26 protein-coding genes are annotated in these 24,739 nt (G+C 43.1%); 20 read left to right on the top strand and 6 right to left on the bottom strand.

What is annotated here, in order from left to right; translation table 11 throughout:
* The first annotated feature begins 157 nt into the window (after nt 1-157).
* The gene (gene smc / locus KFT32_RS04895) at nt 158-3,727 is read left to right on the top strand and encodes a chromosome segregation protein SMC (RefSeq protein WP_211745982.1); all 3,570 of its coding nucleotides are present in this window, start codon (nt 158-160) and stop codon (nt 3,725-3,727) included.
* 32 nt (nt 3,728-3,759) lie between these two features.
* Nucleotides 3,760-4,761 (top strand): signal recognition particle-docking protein FtsY, encoded by a 1,002-nt coding sequence (ftsY, locus tag KFT32_RS04890; RefSeq protein ID WP_211745981.1) that lies wholly within the window; start codon nt 3,760-3,762, stop codon nt 4,759-4,761.
* A gap of 113 nt (nt 4,762-4,874) precedes the next feature.
* Here the strand turns inward: ftsY and KFT32_RS04885 are convergent, their stop codons facing one another.
* The 5 genes from KFT32_RS04885 to KFT32_RS04865 form a co-directional block, all read right to left on the bottom strand.
* On the bottom strand, nt 4,875-5,078 hold the full coding sequence (locus KFT32_RS04885; protein ID WP_211745980.1) for a hypothetical protein: 204 nt from the start codon (nt 5,076-5,078) through the stop codon (nt 4,875-4,877).
* Nucleotides 5,079-5,145: 67 nt separating this feature from the next.
* On the bottom strand, nt 5,146-5,469 hold the full coding sequence (locus KFT32_RS04880) for a bZIP transcription factor (protein WP_211745979.1): 324 nt from the start codon (nt 5,467-5,469) through the stop codon (nt 5,146-5,148).
* Nucleotides 5,470-5,491: 22 nt separating this feature from the next.
* The gene (locus KFT32_RS04875) at nt 5,492-6,505 is read right to left on the bottom strand and encodes a polysaccharide pyruvyl transferase family protein (RefSeq protein WP_211745978.1); all 1,014 of its coding nucleotides are present in this window, start codon (nt 6,503-6,505) and stop codon (nt 5,492-5,494) included.
* On the bottom strand, nt 6,502-7,743 hold the full coding sequence (locus KFT32_RS04870; RefSeq protein ID WP_211745977.1) for a glycosyltransferase family 2 protein: 1,242 nt from the start codon (nt 7,741-7,743) through the stop codon (nt 6,502-6,504). The genes KFT32_RS04875 and KFT32_RS04870 overlap by 4 nt, the downstream gene beginning before the upstream one ends.
* Entirely contained in the window at nt 7,736-8,761 is a 1,026-nt protein-coding gene (locus KFT32_RS04865; RefSeq protein ID WP_211745976.1) for a glycosyltransferase, read from the bottom strand. Before KFT32_RS04865 ends, KFT32_RS04870 begins: the two co-directional genes overlap by 8 nt.
* A 226-nt stretch (nt 8,762-8,987) precedes the next feature.
* On the opposite strand from KFT32_RS04865, the gene wecB reads away from it, so the two are divergent.
* From wecB to trmD, 8 genes are all read left to right on the top strand, one after another.
* Entirely contained in the window at nt 8,988-10,106 is a 1,119-nt protein-coding gene (gene wecB / locus KFT32_RS04860; RefSeq protein ID WP_211745975.1) for a non-hydrolyzing UDP-N-acetylglucosamine 2-epimerase, read from the top strand.
* Nucleotides 10,107-10,193: 87 nt separating this feature from the next.
* Nucleotides 10,194-10,841 carry a PAQR family membrane homeostasis protein TrhA gene (gene trhA / locus KFT32_RS04855; RefSeq protein WP_211745974.1) on the top strand — a complete coding sequence of 216 codons (648 nt, stop codon included), beginning with the start codon at nt 10,194-10,196 and terminating at the stop codon, nt 10,839-10,841.
* 201 nt (nt 10,842-11,042) lie between these two features.
* Nucleotides 11,043-11,399: a putative DNA-binding protein gene (locus tag KFT32_RS04850; RefSeq protein WP_211745973.1), complete on the top strand. Its 357-nt coding sequence runs from the start codon at nt 11,043-11,045 to the stop codon at nt 11,397-11,399.
* Between the two features lie 39 nt (nt 11,400-11,438).
* Nucleotides 11,439-12,818 carry a signal recognition particle protein gene (gene ffh / locus KFT32_RS04845; RefSeq protein ID WP_211745972.1) on the top strand — a complete coding sequence of 460 codons (1,380 nt, stop codon included), beginning with the start codon at nt 11,439-11,441 and terminating at the stop codon, nt 12,816-12,818.
* Between the two features lie 45 nt (nt 12,819-12,863).
* Nucleotides 12,864-13,136, top strand: a complete 273-nt coding sequence (gene rpsP, locus KFT32_RS04840) for a 30S ribosomal protein S16 (protein WP_160036457.1) — start codon at nt 12,864-12,866, stop codon at nt 13,134-13,136.
* Between the two features lie 23 nt (nt 13,137-13,159).
* Nucleotides 13,160-13,390, top strand: coding sequence for a KH domain-containing protein (locus KFT32_RS04835; RefSeq protein ID WP_211745971.1), 231 nt, complete (start codon nt 13,160-13,162; stop codon nt 13,388-13,390).
* Nucleotides 13,391-13,479: 89 nt separating this feature from the next.
* Complete coding sequence (gene rimM / locus KFT32_RS04830) at nt 13,480-13,989, top strand: ribosome maturation factor RimM (protein WP_211745970.1); 510 nt, start codon at nt 13,480-13,482, stop codon at nt 13,987-13,989.
* Entirely contained in the window at nt 13,989-14,756 is a 768-nt protein-coding gene (gene trmD, locus KFT32_RS04825) for a tRNA (guanosine(37)-N1)-methyltransferase TrmD (RefSeq protein ID WP_211745969.1), read from the top strand. Before rimM ends, trmD begins: the two co-directional genes overlap by 1 nt.
* A gap of 167 nt (nt 14,757-14,923) precedes the next feature.
* Here trmD and KFT32_RS04820 read toward each other — a convergent pair whose 3' ends face one another.
* A complete protein-coding gene (locus tag KFT32_RS04820; protein WP_211745968.1) occupies nt 14,924-15,868 on the bottom strand; it encodes a polysaccharide deacetylase family protein in 945 nt (314 codons plus the stop codon).
* 278 nt (nt 15,869-16,146) lie between these two features.
* Here KFT32_RS04820 and rplS point away from each other — a divergent pair, with 278 nt between their 5' ends.
* The 10 genes from rplS (at nt 16,147) to KFT32_RS04770 (ending at nt 24,629) form a co-directional block, all read left to right on the top strand.
* The gene (gene rplS / locus KFT32_RS04815) at nt 16,147-16,488 is read left to right on the top strand and encodes a 50S ribosomal protein L19 (RefSeq protein ID WP_211745967.1); all 342 of its coding nucleotides are present in this window, start codon (nt 16,147-16,149) and stop codon (nt 16,486-16,488) included.
* Nucleotides 16,489-16,777: 289 nt separating this feature from the next.
* Nucleotides 16,778-17,398, top strand: coding sequence for a signal peptidase I (gene lepB, locus KFT32_RS04810; RefSeq protein WP_211745966.1), 621 nt, complete (start codon nt 16,778-16,780; stop codon nt 17,396-17,398).
* Between the two features lie 55 nt (nt 17,399-17,453).
* Nucleotides 17,454-18,320 carry a ribosome biogenesis GTPase YlqF gene (gene ylqF, locus KFT32_RS04805; RefSeq protein ID WP_211745965.1) on the top strand — a complete coding sequence of 289 codons (867 nt, stop codon included), beginning with the start codon at nt 17,454-17,456 and terminating at the stop codon, nt 18,318-18,320.
* Between the two features lie 199 nt (nt 18,321-18,519).
* Nucleotides 18,520-19,176 (top strand): ribonuclease HII, encoded by a 657-nt coding sequence (locus KFT32_RS04800; RefSeq protein ID WP_211746036.1) that lies wholly within the window; start codon nt 18,520-18,522, stop codon nt 19,174-19,176.
* A gap of 276 nt (nt 19,177-19,452) precedes the next feature.
* Entirely contained in the window at nt 19,453-21,528 is a 2,076-nt protein-coding gene (locus KFT32_RS04795; RefSeq protein WP_211745964.1) for a flagellar hook-length control protein FliK, read from the top strand.
* Complete coding sequence (locus KFT32_RS04790) at nt 21,525-21,842, top strand: EscU/YscU/HrcU family type III secretion system export apparatus switch protein (protein ID WP_211745963.1); 318 nt, start codon at nt 21,525-21,527, stop codon at nt 21,840-21,842. Before KFT32_RS04795 ends, KFT32_RS04790 begins: the two co-directional genes overlap by 4 nt.
* A complete protein-coding gene (locus tag KFT32_RS04785; protein ID WP_211745962.1) occupies nt 21,839-22,261 on the top strand; it encodes a YraN family protein in 423 nt (140 codons plus the stop codon). The genes KFT32_RS04790 and KFT32_RS04785 overlap by 4 nt, the downstream gene beginning before the upstream one ends.
* 222 nt (nt 22,262-22,483) lie before the next feature.
* On the top strand, nt 22,484-23,044 hold the full coding sequence (locus tag KFT32_RS04780; RefSeq protein ID WP_211745961.1) for a nitroreductase family protein: 561 nt from the start codon (nt 22,484-22,486) through the stop codon (nt 23,042-23,044).
* 202 nt (nt 23,045-23,246) lie between these two features.
* On the top strand, nt 23,247-24,197 hold the full coding sequence (locus tag KFT32_RS04775; RefSeq protein WP_211745960.1) for a hypothetical protein: 951 nt from the start codon (nt 23,247-23,249) through the stop codon (nt 24,195-24,197).
* A 180-nt stretch (nt 24,198-24,377) separates the two neighbouring features.
* On the top strand, nt 24,378-24,629 hold the full coding sequence (locus KFT32_RS04770) for a YolD-like family protein (RefSeq protein WP_211745959.1): 252 nt from the start codon (nt 24,378-24,380) through the stop codon (nt 24,627-24,629).
* The last annotated feature ends 110 nt before the right edge of the window (nt 24,630-24,739 follow it).

Raw genomic sequence — 24,739 nt, 5'->3', positions numbered from 1 at the left:
TTTTTGTTGATTGGAGTTAGGATAGGCTTCCTTAAGGCGGGATGCAGGTTCTTCCATAGGGAAAGCATGGACTTCAAGGGATGTTTCCCCTAAAATAAAGAACGGATATACATACCCGTTTAAGGACCGTGGCAAGTCATGGAGGTGTCAAAGTTAGATGTATTTAAAACGTATAGAGCTTTCCGGCTTTAAATCGTTTGCCGATCGTACAGAGATGGAATTTGTTCGCGGCATTACCTCGGTAGTTGGCCCTAACGGGAGTGGGAAGAGTAATATTTCCGACGGTATCCGTTGGGTGCTTGGCGAACAGAGTGCAAAGTCACTGCGTGGCGGCAAGATGGAAGATATTATTTTTGCTGGAAGTGATACTCGTAAAGCAGTCAATTTTGCTGAAGTATCATTAACCTTGGATAATGAAGATCATGTACTCCCACTCGACTTTGGTGAGGTTACGGTAACCCGCCGTGTTCACCGGAGCGGAGACAGTGAGTATTTTATAAACAAACAACCTTGCAGATTAAAAGATATAACAGAATTGTTTATGGACACAGGTATCGGGAAAGAAGCCTACTCCATAATCGGTCAAGGACGTATCGAAGAAATTCTTAGTACACGTTCTGAGGACCGTCGTGGGATTTTTGAGGAAGCATCCGGAATTGTTAAGTATAAGTCTCGTAAAAAGGATGCCGTTCGCAAGCTCGATGATACGGAGCAGAATTTGCTCAGGATTCATGATCTCGTGACAGAACTTGAGGATCAGATCGGACCACTGCGGGAACAGTCGCAGAAAGCTCTTCATTATAAAGAGCTCCGAAGTGAACTCAAGGAAAAGGAACTCTCGCTCTACGTTTATCAAATTGAGCAGATTCATTCTTCCTGGAGTGAAGCAAATGAGCGTCTTGTTCTTCTCAAACAAAAACAGCTTGAACTATCGACGATTGTATCGAGTCATGATGCGATTCTCGAACGAGATCGTACAGAGCTTCGTGAGGTCGAAGAAGCGGTAGAACGTCTTCAAGGTGAATTGCTCCACTATAGTGAAGCAACAGAGAAAAGCGAAGGATATCGTGAACTCTTAAAAGAGCGACTGAAAAACCTGTTGTCTAACAAAGAACAACTGTTAAGTTCTCTTAATGGAAGTGAAGAGCGGTATGTGGAGCGGGAACAGGAGCTCGATAATCTAAAGGTTAAACTTTCGGCGCTGGATCAGGAGCTTACAGCACTGCGTGAGACTTTATCCTCGGAAGAGGCGAAGCTCGTAGGTGTGACTGGCGGAATTAGTCAGGAACAAGAGGAAAGTCTCAAAGGGAACCTTTTGGAGCTCATGAATCAGATGGCGCAGGCGCGTAACGAAATTCGTTATGCAGACCAGCAGAAAGAATCGATTGAGCGCCGTTTGAACCGGGCAGATGAAGAATCGGACAAATGGGAAGAACAGAGGGATGAGCTGCAGAAGCGGAAAGGAACGCTTGAGCAGAACGTGCTAAAACTGGGTAGTGAAATCAGTTCCTTGCGAACAGGTTACATCACAGAGAGTGAACGTTATCAGTCTCTTCAGAAGCTGCAGTCCGAGAGCCAATCTACCGTAAGGAAATGGGAGCAGAAACGCGAAGCCCAAGTTTCCAGACGAGATACAATGAAGGAAATGCAAGATGATTTTGATGGTTTTATGACCGGTGTCAAAGAGGTGCTCAAAGCCTCTCGTAAAAATGTCTTGCATGGGGTTCACGGTGCTGTAGCTGAACTGATCAAAGTTCCTGAAAAAATCGAACTCGCAGTTGAAACTGCAATGGGTGCCTCGCTTCAGCATGTAGTAATGGAGAATGAGGGTGTTTCGCGTCAAGCTATTTCTTTTCTGAAACAGCGTCAGCTTGGTAGAGCTACGTTCTTACCACTGGATGTTATTCGTCCGAGATCTATTGGTGCGGCAGATCGAGCTATTGTAGAGGGTCAGGCAGGCTTTGTTGGTATTGGTGCTGATCTCGTTGAATATCATTCGAAGTATGAAGCTATTGTAGGCAGTTTGCTTGGTAATGTCATTATTGCGGAACGACTGGAAGAGGCAAACCGTATTGCGGCCAAATGTCAGTACCGTTACCGGGTTGTTACTTTGGAAGGTGATGTGGTTAATGCAGGCGGCTCCATGACGGGGGGAAGTCAGCACCGTAAAAACAGTAGCCTGTTATCTCGCAAGCGTCAGCTAGATCAGCTGGATCAAGACATTCAGGAAACGGAAAGCCAAATTACCAAACTTACGCGTAGTTTGGAAGAGATAAAGGCTCAAATGGAACAATGTCAGACAAGCCTTGATACGCTCCGTCAGAACGGAGATGACAAGCGGGCCGAGGAACAGCAAATATCTATGGAGCTGAAGCAGCTACAGCATGAGCTGAATCATGTACTAACTCAGGTCGAAGCTGCGGGTCAAGAGAAAACTGGCTTTGCGGATGAAATAAAAGAACTGGAACAGACACGTACTAAAGCTGTACAGAACTTGTCCAAACTGGAAGATGAGGAGAAAGCCACCCATCAGGCTATTCAAGCGGCTGAATTTGCTCGTAAGGCCAATGAGTCTGCCAAGGAAGAACTTCAAAACTCTCTTACTGTATTGAAAGTTAGAGAAGGTAAACTGGATCAGGAGAGATTCTCTCTGGAAGAACAAGTACGTAGACTTGAGCGAGAGTATGAGAATGTGGATAAAGAAAGATACCGCAATCGTACACTGCTTGCTTCGGTGGAAGCTGATCTCAAAACAAATGAAGCGGAAAGCATTAAGCAAACTGAAGATCTCAACCAGTACAAGTTGAAAAAAGAAGAAGCTTCTAGGGAACTTGACTTCAAGCGAGCTTCACGTAGTCAGCTGATGAAGAAGCTGGAACTTGAAGAAAATGAGACAAGAGAACAAAGAATTAGTCTCAAAAGCTGTGAGGATGAGCTGCGTACAACTGAGATTAGTGTAAATCGTCTTGATGTCGAGCTTGAGAACATCCTTAAAAAGCTAAATGATGAGTATGAACTTTCATACGAACTCGCTAAGCAGCAATACTCGATTCCTGAAGATATTGAAGGAAGTAAGGCAGATGTACAAAAGCTGAAACGGAACATTCATGCGCTTGGTGAAGTGAATCTGGGAGCGATCGAGGAATATGAGCGTGTAAATGAGCGTTATTCATTCCTCAGTGAACAAAAAGATGATCTAACTCAGGCTAAAACAACGTTATATCAAGTCATCAAAGAAATGGATGACGAGATGTCGAAACGTTTTAAAATTACATTTGATGCAATTAAACGGGAATTCGGCACTGTATTCTCCAAGCTATTTGGTGGAGGACGTGCTGATTTGATCTTGAACGATCCGGAAAAACTTCTGACAACCGGGATCGATATTGTTGCACAGCCTCCAGGCAAAAAGCTCCAGAATCTTCAGCTTCTTTCTGGTGGAGAGCGTGCTTTGACGGCAATGGCGTTATTGTTTGCGATTTTACATGTTCGACCTGTACCATTCTGTGTTCTGGATGAGGTGGAAGCAGCACTGGATGAAGCGAATGTCGTACGTTTTGCACAGTATTTGCGCGAGTTCTCCGAACAGACCCAATTTATTGTGGTTACTCACCGTAAAGGTACGATGGAAGAAGCCGATGTATTATACGGGGTAACTATGGAAGAGGGCGGAGTATCCAAGCTTGTATCTGTGAAACTTGAGGATGAAGAAGCAGTAATTGCATAACTAAGTACGTATTTTCGAGGTGGAGGGACCTTATGAGTTTCTTTAAAAAGTTAAAAGAAAGTATTTCAACCAAAACAGAAACCGTTACAAATAAATTTAAAGACGGTCTGGAAAAAACGCGAAAAGGATTCGTCGAGAAGGTATCTGATCTAGTCATCCGTCGTAAAAAAATCGATGAGGAGTTCTACGAAGAACTGGAAGAAATTTTGATCGGTGCGGATGTAGGAGTCAACACTGTGATGGATCTGATCGATGACCTGAAAGCTGAAGTGAAGAAACGGAAGATCGAAGATGCGGCTGAACTTCAGCCCGTACTTTCTGAGAAACTGACGGCATTGCTTCGTTCGGAGCAGGATAACACACTAAACATCAATAAAGATGGCATTACCGTCATTCTCTTTGTCGGTGTAAATGGTGTCGGTAAAACAACAACGATTGGTAAACTTGCTCACCGTTTCAAACAAGAGGGTAAAAAAGTAATGCTCGCTGCAGGAGATACGTTCCGTGCGGGTGCTATTGAACAGCTCGAAGTTTGGGGAGAGCGCGCAGGAGTAGAAGTTGTGAAGCAGCAAGCAGGATCGGATCCAGCAGCTGTGATGTACGATGCGGTAAAAGCTGCGAAGCAGCGGAACGTAGATGTATTGCTGTGCGATACGGCCGGACGACTTCAGAACAAAACAAACCTGATGGAAGAATTGAACAAAATTTTCCGAGTCATTCAGCGTGAAATCCCAGGCGCTCCGCATGAGGTGCTCATGGTACTGGATGCAACGACTGGACAAAATGCACTCAGTCAGGCCAAATTATTCGGTGAAAAAAGTGGCGTGACAGGACTTGTTCTCACGAAGCTCGACGGTACGGCAAAAGGTGGTATCGTTATTGCGATTCGTCAGGAAATGGACATCCCTGTCAAATTGGTCGGTCTTGGTGAAAAGGCGGATGATTTGCAACCATTTGATTCAGAGCAGTTTGTACATGCCCTGTTTGCTGGATTGATTCAGGAAGAAATACCAGAAGAAACAAAAGAGGATTAGTATCCTGCATTATGCAGAATCAGTTCTTAATGAAAAACAGAGAAGACCGGGTTCCTACTTAAGGAATCCGGTCTTTTTTATTTTTGAGGATAGTATCTTACGGATGACGTAACTTACGCAGCGAGGATTCTTACAAGTTCAATGGAGGATAACGGCACAATAGCAAGATCCCCAGGAGGTCCATAAATAATAGGAGGGATGCGAAGGATCAGCGTCGTCTCATCTACAGAAACGAGAATACCATCCAAATAATCATTGGAAGTAAGTACTTCAACTTCATTTCCCAAAAAGCCACGTATCATATCTCTGAAATTCATTGGAAATTCACTCCTTCATTTTCGAGTTGTTTCTTTCTATTTCTTTTCATTTCAAGGAAGTGCATACTTATTGCGCAACAGATATGTTGGCATATGGAATAACTACGATATCTCCATTGGATTCCCGGATTTCGACTGCATCCACCCCGGAGGCAAGCACTGTGCCGATGACAGTAACGTTATTTGTACTGATGCTGATATTTTGCCCGATTTTGGAATCAAAAAAGGTTTGAAGTTCAGGATTCACAGTAAGCCCGGAGCGGACTTCAGATTCCAGCTCTGACAAACGGTGCTGCAATAACTGAACTTTAGCCGTTAGTTCTTCTACTTTTTCCTCCAAACGATGTACGCGGGCCGCGAGCCGGCGGGAATGACAGAATAAAAAACACATAGGTTTTGGCCTCCTTGATTCATTATTTGAATCGTTTATAGTTTTCGAGATCTTGCACAAGCTGCTGAAGTTCTGCTGTACTTTCTTCCTCAGCAAGACGGATCAGTGGCAAATTTTCCTTTACTTTACTAGGGCCCTCTTTGAGGAAATGGCGGATAATGGGCTCAAGCGAAGCTAAGGGTGCGGAAAAGTCACAATAAAAATGTTCCAGATGAAAACGTTCAAGCAAATGTTTAACTTTACCCATTTTGCTCATAGCAAGTACAGGTACGCCTGCACGCAGAGCAACTAAAGTCGGATGGAGCTTGTAACTGATCAAATAATCCATAGATTGAATGATGTTGTAGGTGAGGTCGATTTCAAGGAGGAGGGATAACGTTTGAACCGATGCGGCAGGATCAGCAGCTTTCATCGCTTGCTCCAGTTTCTTGCAGGTATTGTAATCAGAGAAGCTGTTATTAGGATGATTAATTACAGGGATAAGAACGATGTGATAATTTTGACGATTCAGGTTAAGGAGCAACTCAGTCATTGTCTCAAAGGGGAAGGAAGGATAAGAGAAGAGACATACACCAATCGTCTTTTTGAGTGAAAAACGCTTCACGGGAAATGGATGTTCTTGATAGGCGAATACCATATCCTGCGCGGTTTCTGGATTTTTATGGAATCCTCCGATAGCAGCTAGCTCCGCAGATGTTTTGTCACGGAAAATAGCCCTCTGTGCATGCTGAAAATATTCTTTATGCTTGTTGACCTCTTCTTCCGGCCATGTCTCTGGCGGATACGTATCGACGATACCTACTCCATACAGCCACATCGGATGTTGCTGCAGTGCTTTTGGAAAATAATAATTACTAAATTTATAGGGAGTAATGAGATCGCCTCCGCCAACAATGACGGCATCCACTTGATTCGTATCCATATATGCGTTCCAAGGGAATACCTCATGATGGTGAAAGGCTTGCTGTAACGTTTTGAGAAATAAGTCATCACCGAAGTTCCCCATACCGTAATAACCGCTTGCTGCTATTTTCATGTGGATTCACCTCCTCTTTCATGAAGAATCCGATTTTGTTTCCAAGCTTCATACTGGTGCAGATACTGTTGGCTTACACTTCTGGTATGAATAACTCTGTGGTAGACCATTTCTTCTGTTTTAATAAACTTATATTTTTTCAGCAGTTTTCTGCACACTTCAATATCCTCAAATATTTTTCCGTAAATGCCTGCGTATTCCGTCCAGCCTCCTACTTCTCTTAGGTGTTGTGTAAGGTAGATTCTAGGGACAGGAGGACAAGCATGGGTATCTGTTTCTAGCGTGCCTTCAAAGCTTGCTTGACCGCGTAAGCTAAAGTGGCCGTCACGACTTTTTCTCCAGACTAGACTTGTTCCTGTACCGAGGGCAGCAGTAGGATGTTGCTCCATCAGGCTTATTAATGTCCTAAGAGCATGCGAAGGGAGCCAGTCGTCTGCGTCCAATTCTAGAACATACTTACCGCTTGCTTCACGAAGCAAGTCATTTAGTACAAAGGCTTTGCCTCGATTCATAGAATAGCGGAATAATCGAATACGGTTATCCCCATTCATAAGAGACACCTGCTGAACGGTGTTGTCTGTGGAACCGTCGTCTCCGATAAGCAGTTCGAAGTTTGTAGAATTCTGCGCCAGGACCGAACGAATGGACCAGCCGATGGTTGATTCCATATTGTGAACACTGAGCAAAATACTAACGAGTGGAACCGGAGATCCGATTTCTTCCTGATGACCTTGGCTATGACTATCAATGGATTGCCTTGTCCGCTGTATGATCGGAAATATGGAATCGTGAGGGGTTAGTTTTTTTGATGGTGAGAGGGGGATTTTGGAGAAGGTTTGATTGTTTGAAGATAGATAGTTACATGTTGACCTTGCCTGACAGAACTGTTGTAGTTCCCGGGCTAACCAATGTGCTGAAGGGAGTGGTAATAGTTTTGTTTCAAGTGAAGAAGTGAATAGGTTACTCCGAAAGTAGAAATGTTCAGACTTACCTGGCACTGTATAAACGACACATTGAACTGAATTCGGAAGGGACTGCAACTTAGGGTAGACCTCTAGCTCGTAAGCAGTAGACAGGTTGCCACCTTGTTCTGTCCACAACAGCCATTCTACAGGGTGTCGTTCAAGCTCTTTGCACAACTGTATAAATAGCTTGTTAGCAACATATTCGCAATGCGCCATTTGTTTGAAATAATTCAGGCCAGCCATTTTGTAAAAAGGTTTAGGATGATCATTCATATATTCCTTTTGCAGCTAGGGTCTGACGGATGACAAGATCAGCTGCTTCACCGCGCTGTGTCCAGCGATTTTCTCTAGCATAAGCAATTCGAGCTAATCTTGCCGAAGGATTCTCGGGTTCACTCAGCATCTTACCTAGTTTCGTATTGAAATCATCATGTGTGGTTGCGGTTGTTACATAGGGTTCCATCCGAATGCATTCTGGTAGAGCGGTAGATAGCACTTTTACACCAGTCGCCATATATTCGTAAGCTTTTACTGGGTTGGTTGCGAGCGTGATTGGGTGATACAGAAAAGGAATGACAGCTACATCGATATATTGTAAATACTTTTTCAGTTCACTATGTGGTTTCTCACCTAGAATGTGTACGTTCGGCAGAGAAGCATACCCAGGTATATCTCCATACGGAGCACCAATGGACACAAACTGTACATTCGGATACATTTCCGCCGACTTAGCAAACAGCTCATGATCTACCCAATAAGCCCATGCACCTATATAGGCAACCACCGGTCCTTGTGGGAGGTCGTGGGGTCTTGGTGCCGCAGGTACATCAAACATGCTGGAATCTGCACCATTTGGGATAAGAGTAATTGGTTTCTCCGGGTAGGCGAGCGACAGCCTTGTGCGGATCGTTTCGGCTGTAGCCACCAGATGGTCTGAGGATTCTACCATTCGATGCTCGTATCTTGCCCAGTGAGGAAATTCATCACAGCAATCATAAATTACTGCATCGGGTCCATATAGAGATAACAGTCTTGTTCTTTGTTTAGCCCAGGTAGTCCACACAACGACAGGATGATCTTTTCTTAGTTTTGCTAGATGTCTTTTTACAAAGGCATGATGATCCGTAAATAGATGAACGCTCGGTTCGACCTCGGTAAGTTCGCTCGTCATGGGGGCAAGATTTTCAAAAAATACGTGATGTCCTTTTGTACCGAGCTCAGTCATAAGCTGCTGGGGACGCTGTTTCATAAATTTCCAGTTCATGGTTTTAGGATAAATGACAACGGCCATGTAGTAGCAATACCTCCTTTTCATCACTCTAATATCATGTTATTCCGTGCTAGATTAATAGAAACGGCTGCTGTCTTATATAAAGAAAAAATAAGAATTAAGGAATCGTTCTATTAGATGATCTGTCCGTTTCACTAGATTACTTAAATTCATATAAAAGAGAGTAAGACAAAAAAATCTCCCACTCGTCTGGGATGGAGACGGTAATTTAAAGGGGGGTTCTCATATGGAGCAAGATTCTGTTCGTGTTCTCGTTGTATTTGGAACTAGACCCGAAGCAATTAAAATGGCTCCACTGGTCAAAACGCTTCAAAGAACATCCGGCATTACACCTGTCGTATGCGTTACTGGCCAACATCGAGAGATACTTGCACAAGTATTAAAAGAATTTGACATCTCTCCTGATATTGAGCTGGATGTCATGAGAAACTCGCAAACGTTACCAGCGCTCACTTCTCATTTGGTACAAGTTCTAGAGCCAGTGATTCAGCCGAAAAAGTACGATTTGGTGCTTGTACACGGTGATACCTCAACAGCCTTCGCAGCAGCGATGACGGCCTATTATGCAAAAATACCTATCGGTCATATCGAAGCCGGACTTCGAACCTATGATAAATATGCTCCTTTTCCAGAAGAGATGAACCGAGAGTGGATTGGAAGAGTGGCGGAACTTCATTTTGCACCTACAGCCTTATCTGCTCAGCAGCTTGCTCGCGAGAACCGAATACAGCATGTGTATGTGACGGGGAATACCTCGATAGATGCTCTGCGCTGGACGATTAAAGATAACTATCACCATCCGCTAATGGATCAGCTTCGTCCAGGAAGTCGGACTTTGTTTATGACCATGCATCGTCGTGAGAACTGGGGATCTCCGATGGAGCAAGTGTTTCGTGCGGTAAGGGAGATTGTAAGTAAGGATCCAATGATCGAGCTCGTTTATCCCGTGCATCCGAATCCACTAGTTAAAGATCTGGCTTACGAAATGTTGGACGGAAAAGAGAGGATCCATCTGGTGGAGCCACTTGATGTAGTCGATATGCACAATTTAATGAATCGTTCTTATCTTATATTGACCGATTCAGGGGGAATTCAGGAGGAAGCCCCATCACTAGGAAAGCCGGTACTTGTTCTGCGAGACAAGACGGAAAGACCAGAAGGAGTCAAAGCAGGAACACTTCGGTGTATTGGAACCAACTACGAAATTGTAAAAAAAGAAATTGAAGCGCTGCTGAGTCGAGACAAGAAATATCAAAAAATGGCAAGAGCTAGAAATCCTTATGGTGATGGTTATGCATCTGATCGAATGGCAGAGATTATTTTGAAGTATTTTCAGAAAGAATAAAGCAGAATAAATAATGGAAAGATGAACGGCGAGGTGAATCGTAGTATACTATAAAGAAAGGTACACGGTTTTGGAAAGGATGATAGAATGGCTAACACATACACTTATACTCGCCGGGAGGAAGTCGTAAATGCCATAACACACGGAGTCGGAGCTGTACTTAGTGTGGCAGCCTTGGTTCTGCTGATTGTGGCAGCGAGTGTAAACGGAACGGCATGGCATGTGGTCAGCTTTACGGTTTACGGTATTTCCATGCTGTTGTTGTATTTTAATTCAACGATGGTGCATGCGCTCAAAGAAGGAAAGGCCAAGGATCTGTTTGAGATTTTTGATCACTCTTCTATTTATTTGTTTATTGCGGGAACATATACTCCATTTTTGCTTGTTGCCCTGCGAGGTGCACTTGGATGGACGCTCTTTGGAATCATTTGGGGAGTTGCTCTTTTTGGAGTAGCTTTCAAGGCATTTTTCACGAAAAAATTTCTTTTTATGTCTACCTTGTTTTACATTGCAATGGGCTGGCTGATTGTACTTGCTTGGGGCCCTTTGGTAGCAACGGTACCCTCTGGCGGAATGGCACTATTGGTTGCGGGCGGATTGATGTACACTCTAGGAACTCTATTTTACGTATGGCGAGGGTTTCCATTCCATCATGCGATCTGGCATTTGTTTGTACTTGCAGGCAGTGTTCTTCATTTCTTTGCAATTTTCATCTATCTCACTCCGCTCAGATAGTGTCTGAGATAGGGGATAGAAGGAATGGGACTTACTCCAGAACACAGTGAAAAAATGGGGCTTTAGTAGAGGTTTTAGGCATGAAGTAATAATTATTAGAAGATGACAAGGATTTATGCTTGACATCTTCTTTTGTTTTATGTAAGATAAAGAACGTTAATGAGTGTAAAGTGTTTTTCCTTGACGAAGGGAGTGTCCCGAATGAGTCAGGAGAATCGGCTCGAGAAAACGAACCGAATCAACTTGTTGTTTGCTTTTTATGAAACCTTGCTTACTGAGAAACAGCAAACCTTTCTCAAATATTATTTTCACGATGATTTCTCTTTGGGAGAGATTGCGGCAGAATTTGAGATTAGCAGGCAAGCAGTGTATGAGCACATTAAACGTGCTGAGCAAGTATTGGAAATGTATGAAAATAAGCTTGGGTTACTTGAGAAGCACGAACGGCGTCTATCCGATTTGGTAGAGCTGAGAGGACTTATTGGTTCGAGTGATCTTGACAGTGAACAGAAGAACAGAATGAATACAATTGTGAACCACCTAGAGGTTCTGGAATAGGGAAGATTCCCACAAGATGGACTTGAAGGAGGTGTGTTTATGGCATTTGAAGGATTAACAGCAAGATTACAGAACGTGTTCGGCAAGCTTCGCGGTAAAGGTAAAGTATCCGAGGAAGATGTGAATGATGCAATGCGCGAAGTGCGCCTTGCCTTGCTTGAAGCGGACGTTAACTTTAAGGTCGTAAAGCAGTTTATTACGAAGGTCAAAGAAAAAGCGGTCGGTAAAGAAGTGATGGAAAGTTTCACACCCGGCATGGTGATCATTGATATCGTAAATAAAGAGCTGACTGAGCTGATGGGCGGAAGCCAATCCAAGCTTGCCAAAGCAAATAAACCACCAACTGTAATTATGATGGTGGGTTTGCAGGGTGCCGGTAAGACAACGACTACCGGTAAACTGGCCAAGCTGCTTCAGAAGCAAAATGCAAGACCGCTACTTGTTGCAGCTGATATCTATCGTCCTGCGGCAATCAAACAGTTACAAGTACTTGGAGAGCAAATTAAGGCTCCGGTATTTACACTGGGAGATCAGACAAGCCCGGTTGAAATTGCGAAGCAGGGTCTGCAGCATGCGAAGGATAACAATTATGACTATGTCATTATTGATACTGCGGGACGTCTTCATGTCGATGAAGAACTGATGGCAGAATTGCATCAGATCCACAGTCATGTGAATCCTGACGAGGTGCTCCTCGTTGTCGATGCTATGACAGGTCAGGATGCAGTTAATGTAGCGGAACATTTCAACACCCAGCTTTCACTCAGTGGGGTTGTTCTTACCAAGCTCGATGGTGATACTCGCGGTGGTGCCGCTTTGTCTGTTAAGGCAGTTACGGGTTGCCCGATCAAGTTTATCACGCTTGGTGAGAAGCTCGATGCCTTGGAGCCGTTCCATCCGGAGCGGATGTCTTCTCGGATTCTCGGTATGGGTGACATGCTCTCTCTGATTGAGAAAGCTCAGTCCAATATTGACGCTGAGAAAGCGAAAGAAATGGAACAGAAGATGCGTACCGCATCCTTTACATTCGAAGATTTCTTGGAGCAGATGGATCAGATCAAGAAGCTGGGACCTATTGATCAACTCATGGATATGATTCCTGGGATGGGCAAGATGAAGCAGACTAAAGATCTGAAAGTCGACGACAAGCAAATGGGAAGAATCGAAGCGATTGTGTTCTCCATGACCAAGGAAGAGAAACAGAATCCAGAAATCATTAATCAGAGCAGACGTAAGCGGATTGCAGCTGGCAGTGGTACTACCGTGGCCGAAGTTAACCGCCTTATCAAGCAATTTGATGAGATGCGCCGTGTGATGAAGCAGTTTAGTGATATGATGGGTCCTAAAGGCAACAAAAAAGCGATGAAGCAACTCAAGGGTCTTACTGGTGGTAAAGGGATGAAGTTCCCTTTCCGGTAAGTTCCATGATTATAAATTAGATTTCATTGAAGGAGGTGAATTTTCATGGCAGTACGTATTCGTCTGAAACGCATGGGTGCTCATAAGGCTCCTTTCTACCGTATCGTGGTATCGGATTCCCGTTCCCCACGTGATGGTCGTTTTATCGAGGAAATCGGTTACTACAATCCGATTGAACAACCAGCAGTGGTTAAAATCGATGAAGATAAAGCTTTGGCATGGCTTCAAAACGGTGCACAAGCATCTGATACAGTTCGCAACTTGCTTAGCAAAGCGGGTGTAATGAAGAAATTCCATGAGTCTAAACTACAGAAATAAGGTGCTGAAAACGGAGGGTATCTATGGAACATCTAGTCGGCGTTATTGCGAAGGCTTTGGTAGATCATCCGGAAGATGTGTCGGTCCGGACGCTTGAAAAAGATCGCCTGGTTGTCTATGAACTGACCGTTCATCCTGAGGATGTAGGGAAAGTGATTGGTAAACAGGGGAGGATTGCGAAAGCATTCCGCACGGTCGTCACATCAGCAGCAGTTAAGATGGATAAACGGGTTACCGTCGATATCATATCTTAAAGATATACGAAAGGGGGTTAGGATGCATGTCCTAGCCCTTTTTCGTACATGCTTATATGAATTCGTATAATGGATATACAGGAGGAGTTATGTCACAATTTTTTAACGTAGGAAAGATTGTTAATACACATGGAATAAAAGGTGAACTTAAAGTTTTGCCGTTAACTGATTTTCCAGAAGAGCGTTTTGCCAAAGGTAGCAAACTTGTCATCGATACAGAGAAACAGATGATTCCCGTTGTTGTGGATTCAGCTAGGTTCCATAAAAATATGTATGTTGTTCAATTCCATGGCTTTGGTAATATCAATGAAGTTGAGCAATATAAAGGGACGATGCTTAAGGTGTCTGCAGAATATCAAACCGAACTTTCTGATGGTGAGTTTTATTTCCATCAGGTGGTCGGCTGTGATGTAATCACCGATGAAGGTGAAGAACTCGGAACGGTGAAGGAAATTCTTACACCGGGAGCAAATGATGTATGGGTAGTCAAAATGAAAAATGGCAAAGAACTTTTGATTCCATATATTGAAGAAGTAATACTTCATGTGGACATTACAAATAAAAAGGTAACTGTTCATTTGATGGAAGGACTTATTTAATGAAGGTAGATGTATTAACACTGTTCCCAGAGATGTTTCATGGTGTGTTTGAAACGAGTATTCTTGGAAAAGCTCAAACGAAAGGAATCGTATCACTGAATGCGATTAATTTTCGTGAATTTTCGGGCAATAAGCACAATCAAGTTGATGATACACCATACGGTGGCGGGGGGGGCATGGTCCTCAAGCCAGAGCCTATTTTTAATGCGGTAGAGAGTATTACAGGCCCAGAGGATAATGAGAGTCTTGCTGAACCTGCTAAGAAGCCGAGGATCATTCTGATGTGTCCTCAAGGTGAAACATTTACCCAGAAAAAAGCTGAAGAACTTTCGAAAGAAGATCACCTAATCTTTATTTGCGGTCATTATGAAGGTTATGACGAACGAATTCGTGAGCATCTCGTTACCGACGAGATCTCCACTGGGGATTACGTGCTTACCGGGGGAGAACTTCCTGCCATGGTCGTAATTGATAGTGTCGTAAGATTACTTCCAGGCGTTCTAGGTAATGAAACCAGCGCAATTACGGATTCCTTTAGTACAGGACTATTGGAATACCCTCACTACACGAGACCTGCTGAGTTTAGAGGCCACAAAGTGCCTGATGTCCTGTTATCGGGGCACCACATCAATATTGATACGTGGCGGCGGCAGCAGTCACTCTGGAGGACGTACACTCGTCGTCCAGACCTTTTGGAGCATGTAGAAATGACGAAGAAGGAAAAAATCTGGCTAGATCAGCAGATTCGTGATACAGAGCAAAAATGATTCAACAAATAAGTCAGCGATCTGGCTTTTTTGTTTAGGTCATAGAGTGATGATCTAATATAAAAGGCTGCACCCATGACATTTTTGGGGCAGCCTTTTTGTGTATGCAATGGTTATGTCGCTGGGTTTATGTACAGCGTATTATTTCGCATGTATGTGAGAAAACTTCATTCAAGACTTCCATCCAGCGGGTGTAGTAGGACAGATAGGTCCGTTCCTGTTGTAACTGTTAATCGGTTTAGTTTCATTAAATTATCCCCAGGTTTTACAAAACCTTGCCGAACCGAAAATGCCATACGATATCCTTCTTCATGCAAATAATACATCATTTGTGTACTTTTATTGCCGTATGGATATGCAAAATAAGGAGTATCGATTCCCAATTCTTTCATTTGTTTCATATCTTGTTTCAGTAGTTTCGTATCTAGGCCGGCTGCATATTCGGAACCACATTTCGCAAACCCTTTATAATGAAGATTATAGGTGTGGCTATGGAATTCAAAAACGTCCTTACTTTCTTCCATTTGTGCCTTTGTTAGAAAACTTTTGCGCGAAGGGTCAAAAGGTTCATTACTTTCGTTTACTTTACTTCCAATGACAAACACAGCTGCTTTGAAGTTATATTTTTTCAAAATAGGATAGGCATAAACCAGATTATTCTCATATCCGTCATCAAAGGTAATGACAACCGATTTTTTAGGAAGACTAATTTCTCCTTTAACATACTGTTCAAGCTCTTGAAGGGTCGGAGTATAGTAACCTTCACGATGCAAATAATCCATACCTTCTTCGAAGTCCTCCGTATTCATAACCGATTTGTTACCAGGTTCTTTATTTAAGGATTTGGGGACCAAATAATGGTACATAAGCACTGGCACTTGCTTGGCTTGCTCAGTTATTGTTTCAGCCTGAACGGTGTCAAGAGCGATCTCAGGAAGCTGATTGTGGGACAATATAAACGCTTTGTTTTTGACTAATTGCCACGAAGTACAGGCCTTTTGAGAGAAGACATTCGTTGGATGAGTGACTAGAGCAGCATAGAAGATAACAAAGAAAACAAGGACTACGATGAGCCTAGGGCTCCATTTTTTCAGAAATTGCTTGCGTTTCATACAACTCTCCCTTTACAATCAATAAGCGGAATTCATTATTCCATAGTAGAAGTAGACTTTTCTCTATCCTAAACGAGAAGATTCGATAGAAAGTTACAAGGTTCTTACAATATTATTATTCCTAACTAAATTGAAAAGAATGCTTGCAATGTATCGGTTCTACATGTTATAATTTTTCTGTTGTGTGGAATACGGTGGTCCGCTGTGGATGATGATGGATAACAATGAAGATTATCCGGAAGAGACATGAACACCTGTACGGAAGGAGGGAGTCATAGATGAATATCGTCCAAGCGATTACACAAGAACAACTTCGTACTGATTTGCCGAACTTTCGTCCTGGTGACACTGTAAAAGTGCACGTTAAGGTTATCGAGGGAACTCGTGAACGTATCCAGTTGTTTGAAGGTGTAGTAATTAAACGCCGTGGTGGCGGAATCAGTGAGACTTTTACAGTTCGTAAAATTTCTTACGGTGTAGGTGTGGAAAGAACTTTCCCGCTTCATTCCCCAAAAATCGATAAACTCGAAGTGGCTCGCCGTGGTAAAGTGCGTCGTGCGAAGCTTTATTATCTTCGTGAACTTCGCGGTAAAGCAGCGAGAATTAAAGAAATTCGTTAATATAACGAATAACGGAAAGGGCTTGGAAACAAGCCCTTTTTGCTTTTTTTACTTTATTTATTCTTTCGGGGCATCTCTAGACGGGTATAATAGGATATCCTAAAAAATGAGACTAAGGGGAAAGTTGTATCCGGTACATATTTCTCTTACAATAGCTTGAGGGGCAATTGTTTCCTCGGTGGATGATGTTTCCTTTACTAGAATGGGTAACCTTTTAATAAGGAAATGGAGTCATACATAAATTCGTTAAATGCGTCATTTTGATGACATGGAAGGATGAGAACGAGCTATGGAGCAGGATGTACAAAATGGACGATTGAATACACCAGAAGATGGGGATTCTAAATCGAAGAAAGTGAAAAATGAGGTTTGGGAATGGGTTAAAGCCATTGCGATTGCCTTGGTGCTGGTGTTCATTATTCGTTTCTTCTTGTTTAAACCTTTTATTGTGGATGGACCTTCCATGCAACCGAATTTTCATACAGGTGAAAGAGTGATTGTGAATCAGATCTTGTATGATATTAGAGAGCCAAAACGAGGCGAGGTCGTCGTATTCCATGTTCCTTCAGAGAATCGAGATTTTATTAAACGGGTTATTGCCGTTGGGGGCGATACCGTTGAAGTAAGTGGAGATACGGTGAAGGTAAATGGACAAGTCGTAGACGAACCTTATTTGAAAGAAGCAATAGAAGAAGCAGAGGCGAACGGTGGTCAGTACAATACGTATAACTTCCCGAATGAATTTTTCCCGGATGGAAAAGTTCCGGAAGGAATGATTTTTGCGATGGGTGACAACCGCGGTAATAGTACAGATAGTCGGATGATTGGATACGTACCGCTTGAAGATGTTGTAGGTAGAGCTGACGTAATCTTCTGGCCAATTAAAGATATTGAGTGGATTAACCACTAAGAATGAATCTGAATTATGTTTTCGTAAAATGCTGTTTAAAAGAAGGTGAATGAACTTGGCAATACAATGGTTTCCAGGACATATGACAAGAGCCCGTCGTCAGATTCAGGATAAATTGAAACTGATTGATGTGGTAATCGAGCTGATTGATGCGCGTTTGCCGGTATCCAGCCGTAATCCAATGATAGATGAAATACTGCAAGGTAAGCCTCGGATGATTTTGCTGAATAAAGCGGATCTCGCTGATCCAGAAGTTACAGAAGAGTGGATCAAGTACTTCAAGGAAGAAGGGCATACTGCCCTTGCTATTGATGCGAATACAGGCACGGGAGTTAAAGAGATTCCCGCAACAGCCAAATTTTTGTTCAAAGATAAGATCGATAGACAGATTGCAAAAGGTATTAATCCAAGACCGATACGGGCTTTGATCGTTGGTATTCCGAACGTAGGAAAATCGACCCTCATTAACCGAATGGCAGGCCGGAACATTGCAGCAACGGGAGATAAACCCGGTGTAACGAAGGCGCAGCAATGGATTAAGGTAGCAAATAGGGAAATCGAGCTTTTGGATACTCCGGGTATTCTCTGGCCTAAGTTTGAGGATCAGAATGTAGGATACCGCCTAGCAGTAACAGGGGCAATTAAAGAAGAGATCCTGAATATTGAAGATATTGCTTTTTTTGCAATTAAATATCTTGTTCAGTTTTATTGGCCAGCGATGCAGGAACGTTATGGACTTCAAGAAAAACCAAAAGATATTGATAATCCTGACGAGATTGTAGCTATTATGGAAGCGATTGGACGTAAACGTGGTGCGATTGTGAGTGGCGGACGAGTAGATCTCGAGAAAGCTTCATCCATGATGCTAAGAGAACTGAGAGCTGGCAAGTTGGGACGTTTCAGTCTAGAAGCTCCATATTAATAGTATTAACATGACGGATGTTGAAATGAAATACGAAAAAAGTCTCTGCACACATAGCAGGGACTTTTTTTGTACCCTCCTTTTTACAGAAAACAGGTAAGTAGATAAGGTTCTCGTAGAAGGTTACATATGCTATGATAACTGTTACCGAGTTATTCCGTGAGGGGGAAGATATACTTTGAAAGAAAATGAGTTTGAGATGCTAGATTGCGTAGCAGAAGATAAAAAAACGATAGATATGCTCCTATATGAACGAGAAGCCTGGGAAAGCGGAGCTGAATATATTGCCGGTATTGATGAGGTCGGAAGAGGCTGTTTGTTTGGTGATGTGGTTGCTGCTGCTGTGATTTTACCCAAAGGGCTTATCCTTGATGGCGTTAATGACTCCAAGAAGCTAACCGATAAAAAGCGGGATGCCCTGTACGACATCATCATGAAAGAGGCAGTCGCCGTTGGTGTCGGCATATGTGATGTAGAAACTATTGATCGGATTAACATTAGACAAGCTTCCCGGCTCGCTATGAAAAAGGCAGTACAACTGCTCTCCGTAGCACCTGATCACTTGCTAGTGGATGCAGAAACAGTAGACCTTCCTATTCCCCAACTGTCAATTATTAAAGGCGATGCAAACAGTCAATCCATTGGTGCGGCTTCCATTATAGCTAAAGTTACGAGAGACCGGATGTGCAAAGAAATATGGGATGAAATGTATCCGGAATACGGGATTGCCGTACATAAGGGATATGCAACGAAGTTTCATAGAGAACAATTGCTGGCTTTCGGTGCTACCCCAATGCATCGTCGTAGTTTTCTCGGAAAAATTTTGGGTGAGCAAGAACAGCCAACGTTATTTTAACTGAACCTCGCTGAACGTAACTGAACAAACCACTTGCTTAAATAAAGGTAACTTTGGATCATACCGAAGTTATCTTTTTTCTTAATTAAGTGCATAGGAAAAGGATGATACAAAAGTCGTCAAGATGAGAACTCCGGAAGGAATACGTAGATGCATAAGGAGTCCATAAACACGATATGTTCTTCATTCTTCAGTGTTACAGACACATAACCGATAAAAAAGTATAAAGTATGACAGAGTCAGTGGAAAGAATGGAATGAAAGGGGAAGTATTCCCATGAATATAGGTCAAACATTGCGTGGACTGTTAGGTGATTCGAAGGCAGCCAGCGGCTCAAAGCAACTTGAATTAAAGGAAGGCCAAGTGGTACGGGCAAACGTTGTACAGGTATCTGCGGACCAAAAGGAAGCAGTACTTCAAATTAAGGGTGTTCAAGTACGTGCTGCACTAGATACTCCTTTGAAAGCAGGGGATACTGCTTTGCTTCAAGTAGGTTCTCCCAATAAAGAAGGTATGATTGTGATGAAACCTTATGAAGGGACACTAGCTTCTACGTCGTCTGGCACAATGACAGACCTTCTTAGTTCGCTTAAGCTAAATGATACGAAGGAGAACAGGCAACTGCTCATCGCTATGCAGCAGAGTGGAATTCAGCTTACAAAAGAAAACGTAAAAAGTGTGCAAAACATCATGACGGCGAAACCAGAGAATATAGAGGTAAGTGAATGGGTTAACTCAGCAAGTCTTGCGATGCAAAGGGGACTTCCTATGACGGGGACAACTGTGAGTGGTCTGCACATGGCTTTATATGGTCCTCCTCTGGATCAACTGATGTCCGATCTCGATGGATTGTTGCAAAAATTGTTTACTGATTCATCTCTATTGGGAAATGCAACGAAATCGGACGAGACGAATAGCGGAAATCGACTGCCAAGTTGGACTTCTCAAATACAAGGAAATCCTGCGATGCAAGATGAGAATTTACGAGGGAATGCCCAGCTGTCAGAGGGGAAAAAAGGAACCACTAATGCCACTGGGGTAAGTCAGAGCCATACGGGTCCCAGCATGGAAGGGAAGACAATACCACCCCAGGCAAAGGTAGATATTGCAATGACCATGCCCGGAGTGACAATGAAGAAAACAGATGACGTTACGCTTACTACGGCCCATAGTATGGTTTCGGGAGAACAGGAAGAGATAACAGGTAATATAGGTAAGGGCAGCGGCAATGGAGCTCTTATTGGAGCTGATAAGATACATACACAGGAAAACGCAACTAAACTTAGCGGCACCTTGACGTTGGCAGCTACAGCGGATGGGGTAGAAAGACAGGAACAGGCTGCAAAGGGGGTTGCATCAAGTAGAGGGAATGAACAGCTGGATCAATCCGCACAGGCAAATATGAAGAACCGAGAGGGAGAAGTAGGGCGATCTGGCATCCAGGCATCTTCAATAGGAGTAGATGCCTGGGGAGCTGAGCAGCTTCCTGCGCGCTCAGCGGCTGCGGCTGGGCCTGAATTGGCCCAGCGTGTGGCAAACCTGCTGCGCGAGCTGCAAGCAGCGACGCAGACACCGCTGGCCAGTGAAAACTCGGCCAGCAAAGCAGCTGCGGTGCCAGGCACACCGCAGCAGGGATCGGGTGCTGATGCGCAGCCAGCACCCATTACGCAAGCACCCACGAGTGAAGACTCGTGGGTGGGGCGTGTGCTGAAGCTGCTCGGTGCCGAGCACGAGCAGCAGGTGGTGCGCGGGACGCTGTTAGCTCCCGCGCATCTGGAGGCGGCCGCAGCAGAGCGTGCGGACACGCTGAAGGGCCTGCTGATGCAGGTGGAGGCAACAGCAGAGCTTCCGCCGGCCCTCAAAGAGACAGCCGGACAACTCGTGCAATTGCTTACAGGGCATCAGCTGCTGATGAACACGGACCGGACTGCCCCTTTTGCTCAGATGAATTGGTTCATCCCAATGAGCGGGGCAGACGGTCAAATGACGGCAAATGTCCAGATTCAGTCTCGGCGCGGACCGCGCGGTGAACTGGATGCTTCGAATTGCCGAATTTGGTTTGATCTGAACATGAAACAGCTCGGTCCTACATTGATCGATATGCAGGTTGTAGGTAAAGTAATCAGTCTACATATTCGTACTGACAATGAGCTGTCAGCTCGCATTTTCGAAAATGGACGTGCTCAAATTGGAACTCTACTAGAAAGTACAGGATACCAACTGTCCGTCTATCGTTCTGAAGTGATAACAAGAGAATCCTCACATCATACACAAGAATCCGTGCCAAGCGCTAAGCAGATACTCGCTTCTTATGTACCCGACACTTACAAAGGGGTGGATATGCGGGTATGAACAAGGAAGACTCAACACAACAAGAGCGAAAAAAAGCGGTAGCCTTAAAATATGCACCAGGAGAATCTGAAGCGCCAATCATCGTAGCGAAAGGCAGCGGAACTTTAGCAGATTCCATACTAGAAAAAGCAATGGAACATGGCGTACCGATTCAGGAGGATTCGGCACTCGTTGAAGTACTATCCAAGTTGGATCTGGATACGCAAATTCCTCCTGAACTTTATCAATTGGTTGCTGAAGTACTAACATTTGTTTATCAGACAGAGCAAAAAGCGAAAGAGGCCCCCTTTTCAAGTAGAGAGGAGTTTCTATGAATAACGATCAGATTCCTGTAGGATCTACATCTCGTAAAACGGAACTCAAGGATACGCGCAAAGCAAAAGGAAAAGCAGGCGAAGAAGCCGCAATCGTATTTTTAAAAGAGGCAGGATACCGAATTGTGGATACGAATTGGAGATGCCGGAGCGGAGAAGTAGATATCATTGCCGAATGTGATGATGTATATATTTTTGTAGAAGTGAGAAGTCGAACAGGCTCACATCAATATGGGACTCCTCTTGAATCGGTTAACTATCGCAAAATAAATCAGGTTCGTCACACTGCGGCGGTATACCTTCAGGAGCGTCATCTCGGTAATAAGCAGATTCGGTTCGATGTGATTGGGGTTTTGCTACAAGCAGGGAATTGGTCCTGTGAACCGTTGCATATTGAACATATAGTGAATGCTTTTTAATAATAAAATAAGTTGACATCAACACATATAATAAATGGATAGTCCAGACCATCTGTAGGTGAATAACTACGGTTCTGGACTTTTTCTATTGTGATGAATTGACTTTACAAGCATTGCCAAGGTATGCTAGGAACAGAGTTTTCAAATGATAAAGATTATCATTATCTATAGTAACTTATGGAAGTCCATAATATCGGATACTTATTTGAGGAGGAAATACAGATGAGCGATACACCTTTACAAGTTGCCAAGCACCCTGATATCAAGGATGTTATTCGTGGAAGACGTACAATCAAGAAATTTCAGGAACAACCTGTACCTGTAGAAAAAATTACGGAGCTTTTAGATACAGCCGTATGGGCACCAAATCACAAGCTGCGCGAGCCGTGGAGATTTTTACTTTTCCGGGAAGAAGGCCGTCAAAAGTTATCGGAAGCTATTGCAGCCGAAATGGGGGAAGACAACAAGTTTGTGACCAGCGTTCTGAATGTGCCGACGATTATGCTAGTAGTTATGAAAGAAGATCCGAGACAAGCGATCTGGGATGAAGATTTTGCAGCAACCAGTGCACTTGTCCAAAACTTTATGTTAGCAGCATGGGCAGAAGAAGTAGGTACATTCTGGGTAACAAAACCTTTCTTGTACGGACCTAAGTTTAGAGAAGCACTCGGTATTGTTCCAGGTGAGAAAATTGTAGGCATGCTCTATATTGGTTATCCCGACGTAGTGCCTAAGCCACAAGAACGGACGCCAGCAGCTGAGAAATTGACTGTTTTTGAATAAATATTGTTAAGTATTTTATGTATTTCACAAACTCAATAGGTATTATATTACGAATTACGAAGAAGTTCTGCTGACTAGGTATGTCACCCAGAACTTCTTTTTTATTTTGATTATTACTATAGAGTTTTATTTCTTGTGAAATGAGGTTTTCTATAATATAATATGCGAACATTTGTGCTATAATTGAATGGAGCCTTGTACGATGCTGTTTGTAGATCAAACTTTTGTGCTTAGAAGTATTCGTCGATTTGAGGTGACATTGTTGAGCTTAACCTCGCTTATCCAAACCAATAAGGTGTTTCAAGAAATGATTCGGAAAGTTACGCCGAAAGCAGCTGATTTTAGATCATATAATATTGATATCCCTCCTTTTAAAAATAAAGTGATATTAGCAGATGTGAATTTCACCAGCTATGTATCGGGATTAGTTCGAGTGGCGTTTCAGTATCTTACCTGCGCAATGTTAGCAAGAAAAAATCGGGATTCTCCTATTGAAGCACTAAACCCACTTGCAAGAAGAGGTTATGAAGTGATTCATGAGTTCTTTTCAGATGTCCCTGTTATGGAGGAGCTTACGGATCTCTTTACTCATTTTAACGACAATTGGAAGGCCTTTATACGTGGTGAGGATGTTTTGGAAGACGATCTGATTCATGGGATTTTTATGTGTAGTAAACTTGATACGATATACCGGCTTGGTGTACATTCTACTTTCACAAGTCCAACTGAATTTGTTAAGCAATTTATCTATCCACCAATGCCGGATGTAGTGGATGATCTAAAGCTACTACGGCACATCTTCGAAACTCATTTTCCATATCAAGAGGGCTTTCCTATTAAGTATCATCCCGTGTTTGATGAGGGCAGGAGACAGGTAGGCGGGGCATCTGCTGATTTTATTATGGGAGATACACTGTATGACGTCAAAACAAACAAGAAACCAGGCTACAACTGGAAAGAGGCTGCAGAGTTAGTCGCCTATTATTTATTAAATCAGTTAGAAGCTCAAACTTATAGAATTGAAAAATTGGCTTTTTACAGAGCAAGGTTCGGGGTTGTCGAATATGTCGAGATCGCAGATTTATTGAATAAATATGATATGGACCAAGCTTTGGATGATCTTCGAAAATTTAATCGTGGATGGAGATCGTAGAAACAGTGGGGTAAGTCGTAACGGGAAATAAGTCTGGATATGAGGATATGATGAAAACAGGGAGGATTTGATTAAATAGATACTACGAATAGAGGATATACGATATAATAAAATCTTTAATGTAAGTCACTAAATCAACAACATTTAAAATATAGGACCAAATGTTAGGAGGATATCATCATGGCAAAATCAAAAGTACCAAAGCGACCAACAAGAGATGAATTTGTACTTGAAGAATTAGGGAACCAGTTGACAGAAGCTTATCAAGAGGAATCATTCGTGGAGCTTACGATATGGGGTTGGGAAGAAACGGTACGAGGCCAGATCGTGACGATGGATTCACGTACAGGTAAAGTACATATTCAGTCTCAGGAAGGACTATATAAAGTACCTTTCATGGATATTATGAGAATGGATTATCCAAGAGACTAGTATCTACATCATATTGGGAAAATGTAGGACAAGCTTATTGGATCAAGGTTTCATAACTAAAGAGACTCGCGGTTAAGTTATTCAATCATTGCAAATGAAATAAACCCGAT

Origin of the sequence: Paenibacillus sp. Marseille-Q4541 (genome assembly GCF_018310695.1) — a bacterium.
In the GTDB taxonomy this organism is placed as follows: Bacteria; Bacillota; Bacilli; order Paenibacillales; family Paenibacillaceae; genus Paenibacillus.
Note: the sequence above shows the minus strand (reverse complement) of the source record. Positions and strands in the feature narration are given on the sequence as shown.

Bases quoted from the DNA above. Each gene is read 5' to 3' on its own strand.
- trhA (WP_211745974.1), top strand. From the start codon at position 10,194: ATGGCTAACACATACACTTATACTCGCCGGGAGGAAGTCGTAAATGCC.
- rpsP (WP_160036457.1), top strand. From the start codon at position 12,864: ATGGCAGTACGTATTCGTCTGAAACGCATGGGTGCTCATAAGGCTCCT.
- KFT32_RS04850 (WP_211745973.1), top strand. From the start codon at position 11,043: ATGAGTCAGGAGAATCGGCTCGAGAAAACGAACCGAATCAACTTGTTG.
- KFT32_RS04775 (WP_211745960.1), top strand. From the start codon at position 23,247: ATGCTGTTTGTAGATCAAACTTTTGTGCTTAGAAGTATTCGTCGATTT.
- rimM (WP_211745970.1), top strand. From the start codon at position 13,480: ATGTCACAATTTTTTAACGTAGGAAAGATTGTTAATACACATGGAATA.
- KFT32_RS04770 (WP_211745959.1), top strand. From the start codon at position 24,378: ATGGCAAAATCAAAAGTACCAAAGCGACCAACAAGAGATGAATTTGTA.
- ftsY (WP_211745981.1), top strand. From the start codon at position 3,760: ATGAGTTTCTTTAAAAAGTTAAAAGAAAGTATTTCAACCAAAACAGAA.
- ffh (WP_211745972.1), top strand. From the start codon at position 11,439: ATGGCATTTGAAGGATTAACAGCAAGATTACAGAACGTGTTCGGCAAG.
- KFT32_RS04790 (WP_211745963.1), top strand. From the start codon at position 21,525: ATGAACAAGGAAGACTCAACACAACAAGAGCGAAAAAAAGCGGTAGCC.
- KFT32_RS04865 (WP_211745976.1), bottom strand. From the start codon at position 8,761: ATGGCCGTTGTCATTTATCCTAAAACCATGAACTGGAAATTTATGAAA.
- KFT32_RS04875 (WP_211745978.1), bottom strand. From the start codon at position 6,505: ATGAAAATAGCAGCAAGCGGTTATTACGGTATGGGGAACTTCGGTGAT.
- lepB (WP_211745966.1), top strand. From the start codon at position 16,778: ATGGAGCAGGATGTACAAAATGGACGATTGAATACACCAGAAGATGGG.
- KFT32_RS04785 (WP_211745962.1), top strand. From the start codon at position 21,839: ATGAATAACGATCAGATTCCTGTAGGATCTACATCTCGTAAAACGGAA.
- KFT32_RS04820 (WP_211745968.1), bottom strand. From the start codon at position 15,868: ATGAAACGCAAGCAATTTCTGAAAAAATGGAGCCCTAGGCTCATCGTA.
- trmD (WP_211745969.1), top strand. From the start codon at position 13,989: ATGAAGGTAGATGTATTAACACTGTTCCCAGAGATGTTTCATGGTGTG.
- KFT32_RS04800 (WP_211746036.1), top strand. From the start codon at position 18,520: ATGCTAGATTGCGTAGCAGAAGATAAAAAAACGATAGATATGCTCCTA.
- KFT32_RS04885 (WP_211745980.1), bottom strand. From the start codon at position 5,078: ATGAATTTCAGAGATATGATACGTGGCTTTTTGGGAAATGAAGTTGAA.
- KFT32_RS04870 (WP_211745977.1), bottom strand. From the start codon at position 7,743: ATGAATGATCATCCTAAACCTTTTTACAAAATGGCTGGCCTGAATTAT.
- rplS (WP_211745967.1), top strand. From the start codon at position 16,147: ATGAATATCGTCCAAGCGATTACACAAGAACAACTTCGTACTGATTTG.
- KFT32_RS04795 (WP_211745964.1), top strand. From the start codon at position 19,453: ATGAATATAGGTCAAACATTGCGTGGACTGTTAGGTGATTCGAAGGCA.
- KFT32_RS04835 (WP_211745971.1), top strand. From the start codon at position 13,160: ATGGAACATCTAGTCGGCGTTATTGCGAAGGCTTTGGTAGATCATCCG.
- KFT32_RS04880 (WP_211745979.1), bottom strand. From the start codon at position 5,469: ATGTGTTTTTTATTCTGTCATTCCCGCCGGCTCGCGGCCCGCGTACAT.
- KFT32_RS04780 (WP_211745961.1), top strand. From the start codon at position 22,484: ATGAGCGATACACCTTTACAAGTTGCCAAGCACCCTGATATCAAGGAT.
- smc (WP_211745982.1), top strand. From the start codon at position 158: ATGTATTTAAAACGTATAGAGCTTTCCGGCTTTAAATCGTTTGCCGAT.
- wecB (WP_211745975.1), top strand. From the start codon at position 8,988: ATGGAGCAAGATTCTGTTCGTGTTCTCGTTGTATTTGGAACTAGACCC.